This window comes from Promicromonospora vindobonensis, assembly GCF_042685865.1.
Classification (GTDB): Bacteria; Actinomycetota; Actinomycetes; order Actinomycetales; family Cellulomonadaceae; genus Promicromonospora; species Promicromonospora vindobonensis.
The window spans coordinates 604,118-620,319 of the sequence record NZ_JBHUOG010000002.1 but is presented as its reverse complement, the minus strand read 5'-3'; the positions used below and the strand labels follow the sequence as shown (position 1 = coordinate 620,319).

General features: G+C 71.6%; 13 protein-coding genes. 8 read left to right on the top strand and 5 right to left on the bottom strand.

Going from position 1 to position 16,202, the window contains the following annotated elements; genetic code table 11:
* Positions 1-53 precede the first annotated feature (53 nt).
* From ACFS27_RS15975 to ACFS27_RS15965, 3 genes are all read left to right on the top strand, one after another.
* Positions 54-500 (top strand): pyrimidine dimer DNA glycosylase/endonuclease V, encoded by a 447-nt coding sequence (locus tag ACFS27_RS15975; protein ID WP_377184759.1) that lies wholly within the window; start codon positions 54-56, stop codon positions 498-500.
* Positions 497-2,707: an MMPL family transporter gene (locus ACFS27_RS15970; protein ID WP_377184756.1), complete on the top strand. Its 2,211-nt coding sequence runs from the start codon at positions 497-499 to the stop codon at positions 2,705-2,707. The genes ACFS27_RS15975 and ACFS27_RS15970 overlap by 4 nt, the downstream gene beginning before the upstream one ends.
* Positions 2,708-2,972: 265 nt before the next feature.
* Positions 2,973-4,751, top strand: coding sequence for an HNH endonuclease signature motif containing protein (locus tag ACFS27_RS15965; protein ID WP_377184753.1), 1,779 nt, complete (start codon positions 2,973-2,975; stop codon positions 4,749-4,751).
* A gap of 314 nt (positions 4,752-5,065) precedes the next feature.
* On the opposite strand, the gene ACFS27_RS15960 is transcribed toward ACFS27_RS15965, so the two are convergent.
* Together ACFS27_RS15960 and ACFS27_RS15955 are read right to left on the bottom strand one after the other, a co-directional pair.
* Positions 5,066-5,884, bottom strand: a complete 819-nt coding sequence (locus ACFS27_RS15960; RefSeq protein WP_377184750.1) for a ferredoxin reductase — start codon at positions 5,882-5,884, stop codon at positions 5,066-5,068.
* A complete protein-coding gene (locus tag ACFS27_RS15955) occupies positions 5,877-6,539 on the bottom strand; it encodes a sulfite oxidase-like oxidoreductase (RefSeq protein ID WP_377184747.1) in 663 nt (220 codons plus the stop codon). Before ACFS27_RS15955 ends, ACFS27_RS15960 begins: the two co-directional genes overlap by 8 nt.
* Before the next feature lie 327 nt (positions 6,540-6,866).
* Between ACFS27_RS15955 and ACFS27_RS15950 the strand changes: the two genes are divergently transcribed.
* Positions 6,867-7,787: an NPP1 family protein gene (locus ACFS27_RS15950; protein WP_377184744.1), complete on the top strand. Its 921-nt coding sequence runs from the start codon at positions 6,867-6,869 to the stop codon at positions 7,785-7,787.
* Here ACFS27_RS15950 and ACFS27_RS15945 read toward each other — a convergent pair.
* On the bottom strand, positions 7,729-8,700 hold the full coding sequence (locus tag ACFS27_RS15945; protein WP_377184741.1) for a sigma-70 family RNA polymerase sigma factor: 972 nt from the start codon (positions 8,698-8,700) through the stop codon (positions 7,729-7,731). The genes ACFS27_RS15950 and ACFS27_RS15945 overlap by 59 nt on opposite strands.
* 315 nt (positions 8,701-9,015) lie before the next feature.
* Between ACFS27_RS15945 and ACFS27_RS15940 the strand changes: the two genes are divergently transcribed.
* Entirely contained in the window at positions 9,016-10,092 is a 1,077-nt protein-coding gene (locus ACFS27_RS15940) for an alpha/beta hydrolase (protein ID WP_377184738.1), read from the top strand.
* Positions 10,089-10,805, top strand: coding sequence for an alpha/beta fold hydrolase (locus ACFS27_RS15935; RefSeq protein ID WP_377184736.1), 717 nt, complete (start codon positions 10,089-10,091; stop codon positions 10,803-10,805). Before ACFS27_RS15940 ends, ACFS27_RS15935 begins: the two co-directional genes overlap by 4 nt.
* Before the next feature lie 202 nt (positions 10,806-11,007).
* Here ACFS27_RS15935 and ACFS27_RS15930 read toward each other — a convergent pair whose 3' ends face one another.
* Positions 11,008-11,835, bottom strand: a complete 828-nt coding sequence (locus ACFS27_RS15930) for a helix-turn-helix transcriptional regulator (protein ID WP_377184733.1) — start codon at positions 11,833-11,835, stop codon at positions 11,008-11,010.
* Between the two features lie 9 nt (positions 11,836-11,844).
* On the bottom strand, positions 11,845-12,897 hold the full coding sequence (locus ACFS27_RS15925; protein WP_377184731.1) for an SDR family oxidoreductase: 1,053 nt from the start codon (positions 12,895-12,897) through the stop codon (positions 11,845-11,847).
* A 193-nt stretch (positions 12,898-13,090) separates the two neighbouring features.
* On the opposite strand from ACFS27_RS15925, the gene ACFS27_RS15920 reads away from it, so the two are divergent.
* The gene (locus ACFS27_RS15920) at positions 13,091-14,527 is read left to right on the top strand and encodes an NAD(P)/FAD-dependent oxidoreductase (RefSeq protein ID WP_377184729.1); all 1,437 of its coding nucleotides are present in this window, start codon (positions 13,091-13,093) and stop codon (positions 14,525-14,527) included.
* The gene (locus ACFS27_RS15915) at positions 14,517-16,151 is read left to right on the top strand and encodes a cytochrome b (protein WP_377184726.1); all 1,635 of its coding nucleotides are present in this window, start codon (positions 14,517-14,519) and stop codon (positions 16,149-16,151) included. Before ACFS27_RS15920 ends, ACFS27_RS15915 begins: the two co-directional genes overlap by 11 nt.
* The last annotated feature ends 51 nt before the right edge of the window (positions 16,152-16,202 follow it).

The following is a 16,202-nucleotide window of genomic DNA, read 5'->3' as shown; positions in this document are numbered from 1 at the left end:
TATAGCCTGGCTAGCTAAATCCGGCTGGCGACCTGAGATGGAGGTTCTGCCGCATGCGGATCTGGTCCCTCGACCCCGCCCTGCTCGACCGTCAGGGCCTCGTCGCGTGCTGGCGCGAGGCGCTCCTTGCGCAGGCGGTGCTGCTGGGCCGCACCCGCGGCTATGTCGCGCACCCGCAGCTCGACCGCTTCCGGGAGCACCCGCAGCCGGCGACCGCCATCTCCGCGTACCTTCACGGCGTACGCGAGGAGGCGACGCGGCGCGGGTACCAGTTCGACGAGCTGCGGATCTCGCAGCAGCTCGACCAGCACGTCCACGACACCACACGGATCCTGGTGACCGCCGGGCAGCTCGACCTGGAGTGGCAGCACCTCCTGCACAAGCTCGCCGTACGCTCTCCCACCCACCGCGCGCGTCTCGTCGCGACCGGGTCGCCCGCTCCCCACCGGCTGTTCGTCGTCGTACCCGGCGACGTCGCGAGCTGGGAGCGCGCCTCATGAGCGTCGGTTCGCGTGTACCGCGCTGGCTCCGGGTCACCGTGCCGGCCGTGCTCATCATCGTCTGGTTCGTGGGCGCGGCGATCGGGGGCCCGTACTTCGGTCGCGTCGACGAGGTCTCCTCCAACGACCGCACCGCCTACCTGCCCGCCAGCGCCGAAGCGACCGAGGTGCAGGAACGGCTCTCCGGGTTCACCGAGGGCGACGCCGTACCCGCGATCGTCGTCTTCGTCGCTTCCGGCGACTCTGCATCCGGCGACTCTGCATCCGACGGCACTGCGGACGAGCTCACCGACGACGACCTCGCCGCCATCGGCGAGCAGCTCGAGGCCGTAGCCGACCTGGACGTCGTCGACGGCGACGTCTCCCCGCCCATCCCAGCAGAAGACGGCGCGGCCGCACAGGCATTCGTCCCGCTCTCCGGCTCGGCCGACCTCGGTGAGGCGACGACCGAGCTCCGGGACACCCTGCGCAGCGGCCTGCCCGACGGCGTCGACCTGTACATCACGGGACCAGCGGGCTTCTCCAGCGACCTGTCGTCCGCGTTCGCGGGAATCGACGGGATCCTCCTCGGCGTCGCCCTCGCGGCCGTACTGGTCATCCTCGTGGTCGTGTACCGCTCGCTGCTGCTCCCCCTCGCAGTGCTCGCGACCAGCATGTTCGCGCTCTGCCTTGCGCTGCTGACCGTCTGGCACCTCGCCCGGTCGGGAGTGCTGCTGCTCAGCGGGCAGACGCAGGGCATCCTGTTCATCCTCGTCATCGGAGCGGCGACCGACTACGCCCTGCTGTACGTCGCGCGCTTCCGCGAGGAGCTGGTGCACACGCCGGACCGGTGGACCGCCACCCTCCGTGCGCTGCGCGGGTCGTTCGAGCCGATCCTCGCCTCGGGCGGCACCGTCATCGCGGGCCTGCTCTGTCTGCTGCTGAGCGAGCTGCGCTCCAACAGCACGCTCGGCCCGGTCGCCGCCGTCGGCATCCTGTTCGCGATGCTCGCCGCGCTCACGCTCCTCCCCGCCCTGCTGCTCGCCCTCGGCCGCGCGGCGTTCTGGCCCCGCCGTCCCAGCTACGACCCGGCGGCCGCACGAGCCGGTACCCAGGACGGAGGCGTGTGGGGCCGGCTCGCGCGCGGCATCCGCGCCAGGCCCCGCACCATCTGGGTGACGACGGCGGCGGTCCTCGCCCTCGGCTGCGTGGGGATCACGCAGCTCCAGGCCACGGGCGTCCCGCAGTCGGAGCTGGTCCTCGGCGCATCCGAGGCCCGAACCGGGCAGGAGCGTCTCGCGGAACACTTCCCTGCGGGATCAGGGAGCCCGGTCTACGTCGTCGCACCGGAGGACGAGATGCAGCGCGCGGCCGACGTCCTGCTCCAGGAGGACGGGATCGCCCAGGTGGCGATCACGGCCGAGACCCCGAGCGGGACGGCCCCTGTGACGGGCGACGGCATCCAGGCCTTCGGCCCGCCGGAGGGCTCGGCGGAGGGCTCGGCTGGTGGTCCGCCGGAGCCGGTGGTCTCCGACGGCATGGTGCTCCTCCAGGGCACTCCCAACGACGCAGCGGACTCCGCGGCCGCCGTGCAGACGGTTCGCGACCTGCGCGCCGCCTACACCGACGTGGTCCCCGAGGCCCTGGTGGGCGGCGAGTCCGCCACCGACCTCGACACGAACGAGGCGTCGATCCGGGATCGCACTCTCATCGTGCCGATCGTGCTCGTCGTGATCCTCCTGATCCTCATGCTGCTGCTCCGCGCGGTGCTCGCGCCGGTCCTGCTGATCCTGACCACGGTGCTGTCCTTCGGGACGGCGATGGGCGTGGCGGCACTCGTGTTCAACGACCTGCTCGACTTCCCCGGCGCCGACCCGGCCGTGCCACTGTTCGGCTTCGTCTTCCTCGTCGCGCTCGGGATCGACTACAACATCTTCCTCATGACCCGCGTCCGCGAGGAGTCGCTCACCCACGGCACGCGTGAAGGCGTCCTCCGCGGGCTCAGACTGACCGGGGGCATCATCACGTCGGCGGGGCTGGTGCTCGCCGCGACCTTCACGGCACTCGCAGTGATCCCCGTCCTCTTCCTCGCGCAGCTCGCCTTCATCGTCGCCTTCGGCGTGCTGCTCGACACCTTCGCGGTCCGCTCGCTCCTCGTCCCCGCCCTGGGGTACGACATCGGACGGGCGATCTGGTGGCCCTCGAAGCTGGCCCGCGGACGCAGGTAGCCGGTCGCCGGTCGCCGGACGCCGGACGCCGGACGCCGGACGTGCGCACGTGCGCGTGCGGCGGCCCGGGGCCAGCGCGTGTCGGCACGGGCCCGTGGCAGCCGCGCCCGTCTGGTCCCACTGGTTCGAACCAGACGGTTATCCACAGATGCTTCTTTCGCCCATCCGTGCGGACGTTTGTTCGATAGAATCGGAGGGTGCAGGCGGGTGGGTCGCAGCCACTCCGCCTGGCGACGGGTCGGACCGCAAAAAGGGGGTGGAGACCGTGGCAGACCAGTACGAGGGCGATGTTCCGCGCCCGGTCGAGAGCGTCCTCGCCGATCTGGAGCACCTGCTGGGAGAGCTCGCTCACGCCGTCGGTCCGGAGGCTGGCGCTGGTGCTGGGCCTGCTCACCGTGCGGGCCTCCGCGCTGGCTTCGAGACTGACCCTGGCCTCGCTACGCGCCGACCGATGGCGGCCTCGCGTCTGGTGGGGGTTTCGGCGCGGTTGCGGGTGGTGGGTGCTCGGGTGGATGCGCTGCGGTGGTCGGTGCTGCCCCGGATCGAGGCCGCGGGGCTGTGGGCGCGGTCCGGTGCTCGGACGTTCGCGGTCTGGCTCGCCCGCACCGAGGACGTGCGGACCACGACCGCCAGGTGTGACGTGCGTACCGCTAGGGCGTTGCGTGACCACCTTCCCGCGACCTTGACCAGGGCGCTCGCCGGACGCATCAGCCAGGACAAGGTGCGGGCTCTGGTCGATGTCGCGACCACCAGCCCGGAGCGCACCCAGGCCCTCAGGGCGCCGGCGGTCGACCTGGCCACCACCGGACCGGGCACCACCGGACCGGGCACCACCGGACCGGGCACCACCGGACCGGGCACCACCGGACCGGGCACCACCGGACCGGGCACCACCGGACCGGGCACGGACGGGCCTGCCGCAGACGGCACGGACGCCGCAGACGCGGACGGGCCCGGCGCCGGTGGTGGCACCGGTGGCGGCACCGGTGGCGGGAGCGATGGTGGGGTCGACGACTCGACGACGCAGAACGCTCTCCCACCGGGGGTCGGGTTCCCGACGTGGGAGGAACAGCTGCTGGACTGGTCGACCGGCAACGGACCGGACCGGTTCCGGGGTCTGGTGCGCTACTTCGCGCGTCACGCCGATCCCGAGGCCGACGAGCGTGGTTACCTCAAGGCCAAGGACCGTGAGTACCTGGATGTCTCCCCGACGCTGGGCGGGTATCACCTGTCCGGGTTCCTCACCGAGGAGCACGGTCTGGTCCTGACCACCGCGATCGGTGCGGTCATGGGCGCGCCGGCCACCGGTGACGACCGCACTCCCGGACAGCGTCGCGCTCAGGCCCTGGCCGATATCGCGCGCGTCGTGCTGGACAACGCCCACACCGGTACCGGGGCCTCCGTGCGGCCGCACCTGTCGGTCACCGTGTCCTGGACCGAGCTCCAAGCCCTGGCGGCGAAGAAGCAGATCGGCGAGGCCCGACCCACCCCAGGCACCACCGCACCAACCGGCCCCAGCACCACGTGCATCACCAGCACCAGTCCCGGCGCCACGGGGGGTAGCGGCGCGGGCCTGGCCGGTACCGGTACCGCGGGTGTGGTCGGGCTCAACGGTCTGGGCGTGCCCGCGATCAAGACACCCGCGGTGTTCACCGAGACCAACCATCCGGTCCCGACCAGCCTCCTGCGCCGCCTCGCGTGCGACAGCCAGGTCACCCGCATCGTGTTCGGACCCGACTCCCAGGTCCTGGACGTCGGCCGCACTCAGCGCACGGTCACCGGACAGCTACGACGGGCCGTCATCGCCCGCGACAAACACTGCGTCCTTGGCCAGTGCGACCAGCCGCCCTCACGCTGCGAGGTCCACCACGCGGTACGCCACTGGGCCGACGGCGGCGAGACCAGCGTGCACAACGCCGCCCTGCTCTGCTGGTATCACCACGACCTCGTCGACAGCCAAGGCATCACCATGCACTTCGACAACGGTTGGCACTTCACCGACCGCAACGGACACCCACACCACACCACCAGCCCCGGCACCTGACCCGACAGCACCGCGCTCGGCACCACCGCCCCTCCTCCACCAACCGCGGCACACGACCTGGCCTCAACCCGCTCGGCACGAGCCTCATCCACCACCAACCGCGGCACACCACCCGGCAGCGCCGCATTCAGCACCCCCGTAAGCACCATCACCGCCCCCTGCACCATCACCGCCATCTGCACGATCACCGGCCTCGGCACAGACCCGGGCAGCGCGGCGTTCGGCAACGTCCCAACGCCCTCGTGTTTCTCGGCACCACGACCGGTCCGCCCCTCGGCAGACCCGGTCGTCAGGACTCCCGCTCCGGGACGACCTCAGTCCGCCGCCGGACCGAAACGCTCGGTCCGGACCCTGGCCGGGTCATGACCCTGGGCCACGACCATGCGCGAGACTGCCTCGACGAATCCCGTCGGGCCGCACACGTACACCCGCGGCTCCAGCTCGGGCGGCCAGCCCCACGTCGCGAGCTCGGACGCGGTGAGGCGGCGCGGCCCGCGCAGCTCGGTGAGCGAGACGGCCCGCGTGAAGATCGTGTGGGCCTCGAAGCCGTCAGCACGAGCGGTGAGCGCCGTCAGCTCGTCCGGGTACAGCTGGTCCTCCGCCGTCCGGACCGAGTAGATCAGGCGCACCGGCGTCCGGTCCCCTGCCTCGCGTCGCGCCCGGGCCATGGACATCACCGGGACCAGGCCCGACCCTCCCGCCAGGAGCAGGACCGGCGTGCCCGCGTCGGCCACCGGATCCCAGACGAACCAACCGCCGACGGGTCCGCGCACCTCGATCCCGGAGCCGGGCGGGAACTCGTCGACGAGGTACGGGGAGACCTCGCCGTCGCGCACCCTCTGGACGGTGATCTCGACGCGGCTGGTGCCGGGCGCCGTCGGTCCGCTCGCGAGGGAGTACGACCGTTCGGCCGTGTAGCCGTCGGGCGCGGTGAGGCGTAGGTCGAGGTGCTGACCGGCCTGGTGGCCCGGCCAACCGGGCACGTCGAGCACCAGGGTCACGGCCGACGAGCTCTCATGTCGCCGCTCGACCAGGGTGGCGACCTGCCAGCCCGACCGGACGGCATACCGCTCACCGAGCCGGGCACCCTGCTCGTCGACGGAGCGAACTCCCTCGCGTGACAGCTCAGTCACCCTGATACCTCTGCTCGCGCCACGGGTCGCCCAGGTCGTGGTAGCCGAGCTTCTCCCAGAAGCCAGGCCGGTCCATCGGCATCAGGGTGAGCGAACGCACCCACTTGGCCGACTTCCAGAAGTACAGGTGCGGCACCAGCAGCCGCGCGGGGCCGCCGTGCTCGGCGTGCAGCGGCGCGCCGTCGAAGGTGTGCGCGATCCATGCCTTGCCGCCCAGCAGGTCTGCCACCGGCAGGTTGGTGGTGTAGCCGCCGTAGGAGCCCACCATCGCGAAGTCCGCGGTCGACTCCACCTCAGCGAGCAGCACGTCGAGGGAGACGCCACGCCAGCGCGTGCCGAACTTGGACCACCGCGTGACGCAGTGGATGTCCACCGTCGGTGTCTCCTGGGGCAGTGCCATCAGCTCGGCCCAGGTCCAGGACTTCGTAGCGCCTGCCTCGTTGGTGACGGTGAACGCCCAGGTCGCCGCGCTGACGTTGGGTGTGGGCCCCGCGGAGAGGACTGGAAACCCCTCTTCCGCGTACTGCCCCGGCGGCAAGGTCACGCCTTCGGGACGTGCCCTGCCTCGGAAACCGGGGGTCAGGGTGGCGCCAAGGCCGTGGTCGAGCCCGGCAGGGTCGGAGCCGCCTGGTGCGGGCGGGGGCGCGCTGGTCATGCCTCAAGGTAGTGCGCCAGAGACCGCGCCGTCATCCGACGAGCGGTCATCCGACGAGCGGCCAGATCCCGTCGGGACGACTCCCTGTCCACGCACTCGGTCTACGCACCCGGTCTGCATGGTCGGCCTACGTAGTCGCCCTCATTGCCCGGCATCTGCCTCGCCCATAGCATCCAGGTGCCTGCTTTTCACCCGCCCACGACACGCTCAGAACCCGCTCAGGACCCGCTCGGAACACTGGAGCCGACGGCGCGCGTCCCGGTCGCCACCACGCACCGGACCCGACCGCCGACGTCGGAGCGGCCGCCGGCACCGGAGAGGTCAGTCATGAACAGTCCGACGTCCCACCCGTCCCGAGCCGGCACGGCGCAGCCGACCGCGCGCCCCAGCTCGCCCCGAGCCACGTCCCACACTCAGCCACACACCCAGCCCCACACTCAGCACCGGACCCAGCACCGCAACCAGCCCCCGACCCCGCGCCGCACACCGGCCCGTCTCGTGGCCACCGTCGCGATCGCCGCGATCGCCCTGACCGCACCGGCCGCCGTCGCGCACGCGGACCCGCCGCCCAACCTGCCGCAGAACGCGTCAGGGACCGAGCAGTCCTTCTCCCCCGCCTACGACTACGACGGCGACGGCTGCTACGCGACGCCAGCCATCGGACCAGACGGCACCATCGCGCCCGGCCTCGACATCGGCGGCGCCGTCAACGGGAGCTGCCGCGACCAGTGGGACCTGGACAACTCGCAGACCTACTCTCGCGAGAAGTGCAACAACGGCTGGTGCGCCGTGATGTACGCGAGCTACTTCGAGAAGGACCAGACCATGGCCGGCCCGATCGCGATCGGCAGCCACAAGCACGACTGGGAGCACGTCGTCGTCTGGGTCGACCAGGGCTCGAACCAGGTGGAGCACGTCTCGATCACCGAGCACAGCGGGTCGGCCACCTATCCCCGGTCCGACGTCCTCTTCGAGGGCTCGCATCCCAAGGTCGTCTTCCACAAGGACGGGCCGAGCACCCACCTGTTCCGGCTCGCGAACGGCAACGACGACCCGCCGGAGAACCACTACGGCGACTGGCGCTATCCGCCCGTGGTCGGCTGGGACGGCTGGCCCAGCACGTCGCTGCGCGACCGCCTCATGACCGCCGACTTCGGCGGGGCGACCATCAAGATCGACGACGGCGACTTCAGCTGGTGGCTGGAGCGGATGAAGCCGGCTGGGATCCCGTTCGACCCGGCGGTATGACGCACGCGGGCCGCCGGCGAGCGATCGCCGCACGGCGAGCTGAGCCGGGTTCATCTGCCACAGAACCTCGTCCATGCCTGGGCCCGAGGCGGTCAGCGTCAGCACGCAGAGCGGGACGCCGTGCCGTTCCAGACCCATCGCTGTCTCTCCGTGGACCTTCTACGGCCACGCGGTCACGCCGTCCAGAATGCTGCCGAGTACACCTGGAGCAGTCGTGCGACCTTGCGGCGGCCGACGACGGGGACCCGCGCCCCCGGACCGCACCGCCTCTGTCGGCCCTGCGGACGACGTCGTCGGCGAGGAGCCGCTCCAGGCCGGCGAGGTCTCCGGCCCGGGCGGCGGCGACGAACGCGTCGAGGAGCGCCCGCCGTTTGCTCGCGACAACCGTGCTCCGCTTCCCTGAGGCGATGTGCTTGCGCGCGCGGCTGACGAGCTGGCGTGCGGCGGCCTGCGAGAGGTGGACGATCCGGGCGATGTCCGCGTAGGCGTACCCGAAGGCCTCGCGGAGCACGTAGGCAGCGCGCTCCGCCGGTGTGAGCCGTTCGAGCAGGACCAGCACTGCCACGTCCAGCGCCTCGGCCTGCTCGGCACCGAGCGCGGGGTCCTCGCTCGTGTCGACCGGCTCGGGGAGCCACGGCCCCGTGTACGTCTCGCGGCGGGTGCGCGCGCTCTGGAGCACATTGATGGCCAGGCGCGCCGTGGTCGTCGTCAGGAACGCCTGCGGGTTGCGGACCGCCGACCGGTCGGTCAGGTGCCACCGGATCCAGGCCTCCTGGAGCACGTCCTCAGCCTCGGCGACGGAGCCGAGCATGCGGTACGCGATCCCGAAGAGCTGCGGGCGGACCTCGATGAAGGCGAAAGAGGCGTCCGCCGGCCCCATGCCGTCCGGCCCTGTGACGCCAGATGTCGTCATGAGTCTCCCTGCGATGGATGAACCGTCACAGCCGGCGCCCCCGACCGGTCGTACCTGTGAGGCCGAACAGAAGACGGCCTCGGAGATCAAATCTCCCACCGCGACCCACGTCTGTCTCAGCGCAAAACCGGATGCAGCGGACACGCGCCAAGAGATCACCCGGCAGGAGCCCGAGGCCCACCTCACCGGGCTTACGAAACAGGCCCACGAAGCCAGGCCCACGAAACCGGGCCCGCAGGACCGAGCAACCGAAACAAGCAATCAGCAACCAGCAACCAGCAACCCAAGCAAGCAAATCCGAGCAAGGAGAGACCTATGAGCGAGCACGTGCTCGAACCGGCGGCCCAGGCGTTCGCCGACGCGACGTCCCACTCCCCGTTCCTCTACGAGCTGGGCGTCGAAGGCGCCCGCAAGCTCCTCGACGACGTCCAGGCGGCGCCGATCGAGAAGCCCGACGTCGACGAGAAGTGGATCACCGTCCCCGCAGAGGTCGGCGACGTGCGGGTGCGCATCGTCACGCCTCTCGACGCGCGCAGCGGGTCGACGGACCTCCTGCCCACCATCCTCTACGTCCACGGCGGCGGCTGGATCCTCGGCGGCACCGCCACCCACGACCGGCTGGTGCGCGAGCTGGCCGTCGGCGTCGGCGCGGCCGTCGTCTTCGTGGAGTACACCCGCTCGCCGGAGGCGCAGTACCCGGTCGCCATCGAGCAGGCGTACGCCACGGCGCGATGGATCACGACCGACGGCAGTGCCGAAGGGCTGGACGCCGCCCGACTCGCCGTCGCCGGCGACTCCGTCGGCGGCAACATGACAGCCGCACTGTCGATCCTGGCCAAGCAGCGCGGGGACGTGTCCTTCGTGCACCAGTCGCTGTACTACCCGGTGACCGATGCCGCACAGAGCACCGCAAGCTACCGCGAGTTCGCCGACGGCCCGCACCTGACCGCCAAGGCCATGGCGTGGTTCTGGGACGCCTACCTGCCCGACCTCGATCGGCGGGGCGAGATCACCGCGTCGCCGCTCCGGGCGACCGCCGACGACCTCGCGGGACTGCCCGAGGCGTTCGTGATCGTCGACGAGAACGACGTGCTGCGGGACGAGGGCGAGGCCTACGCACGGAACCTGACGGCGGCCGGCGTCCCGACGACGAGCATCCGCTACAACGCCACGATTCACGACTTCATGATGCTCAACCCCGTCCGCGGCACCGCCGCGACCGCGGCTGCTCTTGAGCAGGCCATCCATGTCCTGCGCAAGGCACTGGGCATGACCGCACTGAGCATGACCGCACTGAACATGGCGGCGCCCAACGGGACCGCGGCCAGCACGTCCGCAGCCAACACGTCCGCAGCCAACACGTCCGCAGCCAACAAGGGAGATCTGTCATGACCGCACCAACCGTCGTCTTGGTCCACGGGGCGTTCGCCGAGTCGTCGAGCTGGAACGCCGTCATCGGGCACCTTCAGCGCGAGATGCTGGAGGTGGTCGCCGCCGCCAACCCGCTGCGCTCGGTCGCCGGTGATGCTCAGTACGTCCGCGACGTGATCGCGTCGATCGACGGCCCCGTCGTCCTGGTCGGCCACTCCTACGGCGGGATGGTGATCACCGAGGCCGCAGCCGGCAACACCCAGGTCGTCGGCCTCGTCTACGTCGCCGCGTTCACGCCGGAGAGCGGGGAGACCGCGTTCGCGCTGTCCGCGAAGTTCCCGGGCAGCACTCTCGGCGAGGCGCTCACCGCCTACCCGGTCTCGACCGGCGGCAACGAGCTCGCCATCCGTCCGGAGGTGTTCGGCGAGCAGTTCGCCGCCGACGTCGACGCCGACCTCAGCGCGCTCATGGCCGCGACCCAGCGGCCCGTGACCGAGACGGCCCTCACGGACGGCCTGGCCGCGGCCGAGCCGGCGTGGCGCACGATCCCGTCATGGTTCGTGTTCGGTTCCGAGGACCGCAACATCCCGGCCGAGCTGATCCGCTTCATGGCCGAGCGCGCCGACGCCCGGACGTCCACCGAGGTGCCGGGGGCCTCGCACGCGATCGCCGTCTCGCACCCGGTCGTCGTGGCGGAGACGATCCTGGCCGCGGTCCAGGCGACCAAGCAGTAGGCGGTCATTGCCCCAGTGGTCATCCGGCCGGCCGCCGGGGCGATGAGCTGATTCGGTGGGTGCCAGGTGGGCCGAACTGACCGTGGAGCTGAACGGAGTTCGGCAGACCTGGCACCCACCCCCTGGGGACACCTTGCCCCGCCGCACCGCCCGGAGCCGGAGCCGCATCCGGAGCCGCAGCCCCGAGCCCCGAGCCCCGAGCTCAGGGCGCGCCGACCACCGAGAGCAGCCGGAGCCGCTCGTGGCTCGCCGTACCAGGGACCGCTGTGAAGACGGTCAGGGCCTGGAACTGGTCCGGGTCCAGCAGGGTCTGCCCGTGCAGCTCGACCAGGCCTACCTCGGGGTGGTTCAGTCGCTTGGGCTCGCAATAGGGCCCGACGACGGGGTGTTCGTCCCACAGCCGCGCGAACTCGGTGCTACGGCTGCGGAGCCCCGCGGCGAGCTCACCGGCAGGGGACGTCTGGCCGGTCTGTGCCTGGACCGCCGCCAGCCGAGCCGTGAGGGTGCGGCCGTGGCGTTCGTGATCCTCGGCGGGGATCCGGTCCCGGCTGCGGTGATCGGTGAACCACCGGTAGACCCGCGAGCGCTCCGGACCGGTGTACGACGTCTCGTCGCCGAGGAGCGCGACCGCCAGCCGGGTCTGGCGGAGGGTCACCCCCAGGACGTTCTCGACCTGGGCGGGCGCGTCCGCCAGGCCGTCGAGGATGCGCATCATCCCTGCGTTGATGTGGTCACCGCGCTGAGTGCGCCGGGGCAGGGCATGCCCGGCGAGCTCGACGAGCCGGTCCCGCTCCTCGAGGCTCAGGTGCAGACCGTGCGCGATCGCAGCGAGGACCTGCTCCGAGGGAACCGGACCGCGCCGCTGCTCGATGCGGCTGTAGTAGTCCGCCGAGACCCCGCTCAGCGCCGCCACCTCCTCGCGTCGCAGGCCGGCCGTGCGCCGTCGCGCTCCACGCGGTAGCCCTACGTCCTCCGGCTGGAGCGCCGCCCGACGCTTCCTCAGGAAGTCGGCCAGCTGCTGGCGGTCCATGTCGTCATCTCACTCTCGTTCTGCGGGAACTGCATCCGGCACGCCACCCGAGGCTCCGCCCGAGAACCCGCCCGAGGATCCGCCCGAGGATCCGCCCGGGAAGCGGACGCCCGTCATACCCTCGGAGACGTCCCACAGCCGGGACGCCGCCGCCTCGTCGGTCGCCGCGCGGTAGAGGCGCTGCGGCGCGGAGCTACCGGTGAAGTGACCAACGCCGTCCGGCCCGAAGAACGTCCCGCCGCCCGCCGCCGGATCGGTAGCGGCCTGCAGCACGGGCAGCAGCCCTTGCTCGACCGGCTGTACGAAGACCCCGACGGCAAGCAGCCGGCGCATGACGGCGTCCGTGCGCGGGGGCTTGGCGCTACCGAGGCCGGGGCCGGCCGCGTACAGGCCCGAGTACGTGGTCCCTGGATGGGCCGCGTTGCTCACGATGCCCCAGCCGTGCGCCGTGCTCCTGCGGTCCAGCTCGAGGGCGAACATGAGCTGGGCGAGCTTCGAGAAGTTGTAGGCGCGAACCGGCGAGTAGCTGCGCTCGCTGTTGAGGTCCTCCCAGTCGAGTCGCCCGAACCGGGCGGCCGCGCTCGACACGGTGGTCACCCGCGCACCGACGGAGCGCCCGTCAGACACGCGCAGGAGCGGGAGGAGCCGACCGACCAGGGCCATGTGCCCCAGGTGGTTCGTGCCGAGCTGGAGCTCGTACCCGTCGGTCGTCGTGTTCCGGGTCGGCGGGGTCATCACCCCTGCGTTGGCCACCAGGAGATCGACCGGTCGTCCCTCCTGCAGGAGCCCGTCCGCCAGGCCGGCCACCGAGTGAAGGGAGGCGAGGTCGAGCGGCCGGGTGGTGACCACGGCATCCGGGACCGCGGTCCGGATGCGCTGGACGGCCAGCTCGCCCTTGACCGGGTTGCGCACCGGCAGCACGAGCTCGGCCCCGGCCCGCGCGAGCCGCTCGGCGAGCCCGAGGCCGATCCCGTCGCTGGCCCCGGTCACGACGGCGCGCCTGCCGCTCAGGCCAGGCACGACGACGTCGGTGTACTTCCGCACGGCTCTTCTCTTGCTCACGGCTGGTTCCTCTCACGCCCGATGGCTTGTCGTCACCAGCGTGCGTGCGGCCGTGGACCGGATCCAGGTTCGGGTTGTCCGTGGCTACGAAGGTGCCCGTCCCGCCAGCGGGACGCCGGGGCGCTGTGACCACCACCACGTCACATCTCGCCGCGCCACGTTGTCGAAAGGGTAAGACCACCAGGAGGTTGTCATGGAGAAGATCCTGATCGTCGGCGGCGGCTACGCCGGCTTCTACGCCGCGTGGGGACTGGAGAAGAAGCTTCGCCCTGGCGAGGCGGACGTCACCCTCGTGGACCCGCACGGCTACATGACGTACCAGCCGTTCCTGCCGGAGGTCACGGCCGGCTCCATCGAGGCGCGGCACGTCATGGTGTCGCTGCGCAGGCACCTGCACCGCACCAGCATCATCGCCGGGCACACGACGTCGATCGACCACGCGCACCGCACCGCGACCGTCCGGACCAAGGACGGCGCCCTCCGGGAGATCGAGTACGACACGATCGTCGTGACTGCCGGCGCCGTGACGCGCACGTTCCCCGTCCCGGGCATCGAACAGGAGGCGATCGGGCTCAAGCACGTCGAGGAGGCCGTCGCGATCCGCGACCAGCTCCTGACCGCCTTCGACCGCGCCGCGCTGCTCCCGCCGGGCGTCGAGCGCCGTCGGCTGCTGACGGTCACCGTCGTCGGCGGTGGGTTCACCGGGGTCGAGGTCTTCGGCGAGCTGCTGTCCCTGGCCACGAGCATGCTGCGCGCCTACCCGGAGCTCAGCCGTGACGACCTCGGCTTCCACCTCGTCGACTCGAACGACCGCATCCTGCCAGAGGTCACCGACGAGCCAGGCCGCTGGGTGGTGCGCCACCTGAAGAAGCGCGGTGCGCACGTGCACCTCGGCACCCAGGTGGTCTCGGCCGCCGACGGCCGGATCATGCTGTCCACCGGCGAGTCGTACGGCAACGGGCTGCTGATCTGGGCCGCCGGCAACGGAAGCAACCCCGTCGTCGCGCGCAACACCGACCTCCCGGTCGACGGGCGCGGCCTGGTCCGGGTCCGGGCCGACCTCCGGGTCGGTACCTCCGATGCACCGGTGCCGAACGCGTGGGCCGCCGGCGACAACGCAGCCGTGCCTGACCTGGCCTCGCCGGTCCCTGGCGCGCGCACCGTGCCCAACGCACAGCACGCGGTACGGCAGGGCAAGCTGCTGGCGGCCAACGTGACGGCGGACCTCCGCGGCAAGCAGCCACGGCAGTACCTCCACCACAGCCTCGGCACGGTGGCCACGCTCGGCATCGGGCAGGGCATCTTCCAGTACCGCCGGCTGGTCATCAAGGGGTTCCCGGCCTGGCTCATGCACCGCGGCTATCACGTCCTCGCCGTCCCCACCTGGGAGCGGAAGATCCGTGTGCTGCTCGTCTGGGCCTCTGCGGTGCTCTTCGGGCGGGACATCATCCCGCTCGCCACCGTGCAACGACCGCGGGCCGCCTTCCTGGCGGGCGGCGACCCGTTCGCCGGGTCCGACGGCGAGCGGGCCTGCGCCCCGCGCGCGGTGGCGGGCGCCGACGAACCTCCGGCCGACGTGCCCGCACCGCACGGCAAGCCCGAGCTGAGCGTGGTGCGCGATGCGGGTTGACCGTCACCAGCTCCAGGCGCGGGTCACGGACCTCGGCCGACGACGGGTGCGGCTGCGCTGGTCGAACCTGTTCGGCGTCGTGACCTTCGCCTGCCTGCTCGTCCTTGCGGTGACCGGGGTGCTGCTGGCGTCCTGGTACACGCCGTCGAACGAGCTCGTCACCTACGCAGGGCCCTACGAACCGTTGCAGGGCGCGACGGTGACCGCGGCCTTCGACTCGACCATGCGCATCTCGTTCGAGCAGACGGGCGGCCTCCTCCTGCGCCAGACGCACCACTGGGCTGCCCTGGTCATGCCTGCGTCGATGATCATGCAGCTCCTCGTGACGTTCTTCACCGGCGGGTTCCGCCGTCCGCGGCAGCTGAGCTGGGTCCTGCTCGTCGTGGCCTTCATCCTGGTGCTCGCCGCGGGGTGGAGCGGCTACGCACTGCCGGACGACATGCTGTCCGGCACCGGCCTGCGCATCGTGGAGGGCGTGGTCCTCAGCATCCCGTTCGTCGGCACCTGGGTGGCGAACTGGATGTTCGGTGGGCCGTTCCCGGGCCAGATCATCGAGAATCTCTACCCCGTGCACGCCGTCATCGCGCCGGGGCTGCTCGTGCTGGTCCTGGCGGTGCGCGGGGTGCTCTTCGTCCGGCACGGGCAGGCGGCGCACCCGCGGCCGGCACCCGCCCCGTCACTCGGGCTGCGCCTCTGGCCCGACGCCGCCCTCCGGGCCGCCGGGATGGTCGGTCTGACCAGCGCGGTGCTGGTCCTGCTCGGTGCGACGTCGACGATCAGCCCCGTCTGGTCCTACGGGCCCGCGTCCGTCGGCGAGGTCGGTGCCGGAAGCCAGCCGGACTGGTACATGGGCTTCCTCGACGGCGCGCTGCGCCTCGTCCCGGTCGGCTGGGAGACGGAGTGGATGGGCTGGACCGTCACGTTCGCGACGCTGGTCCCCCTGGTCGTGATCGGTGGGTACTTCGCGATCCTGATCGTCTACCCGTACCTCGAGGCGTGGGTCGACCAGGACCGCGAGCTGCACCACGTGCTCGACCGGCCGCGGAACGTCCCGGTCCGCACGGGGATCGGCGTCGCCGGCGCGTTGTTCTACGGCATCCTGTGGGGCGCCGCGAGCGCCGACATCGTCTCCACCGAGTTCAGCGTGCCGTTCGAGACGATCATCACGACGCTCCAGGTCGCACTGGTGATCGGCCCGCCGCTGGCGTTCGAGGTCACGCGCCGCCTGTGCATCGGCCTGCAGCGCAAGGACCGCGAGGTGGCGGTCCACGGGCACGAGACGGGCCGGGTGGTCCAGATGCCGAACGGCGGGTACGCCGAGATCCACCAGCCCGCCGACGACGCGGAGCGGGCGCTGCTGTCCGTCGTCCCTGTCCCGCCGGTGCCGGGCCGCCCGGACCGCGCCGGTCGACTGAGCGGGCGGGAACGGCTGCGTGGGGCGCTGTCCCGGCAGTTCGGCACCGGGCATGTCGTGCCGGTGGTGGAACGCGACCGGGCGCCGATGCTCGCTCCGGGAGTCGCTCCGGGAGTCGCTCCGGGAGTCGCTCCGGGAGTCGCTCCGGGAGTCGCTCCGGGAGGTGATCCGGCAGCCGATCGAGCAGTCGAACCGGTACCACGGCCCTGACTCGGCGTACCGCGTACGCCGAGTCAGGGCCGCGGGCCCACCGGCTCGACC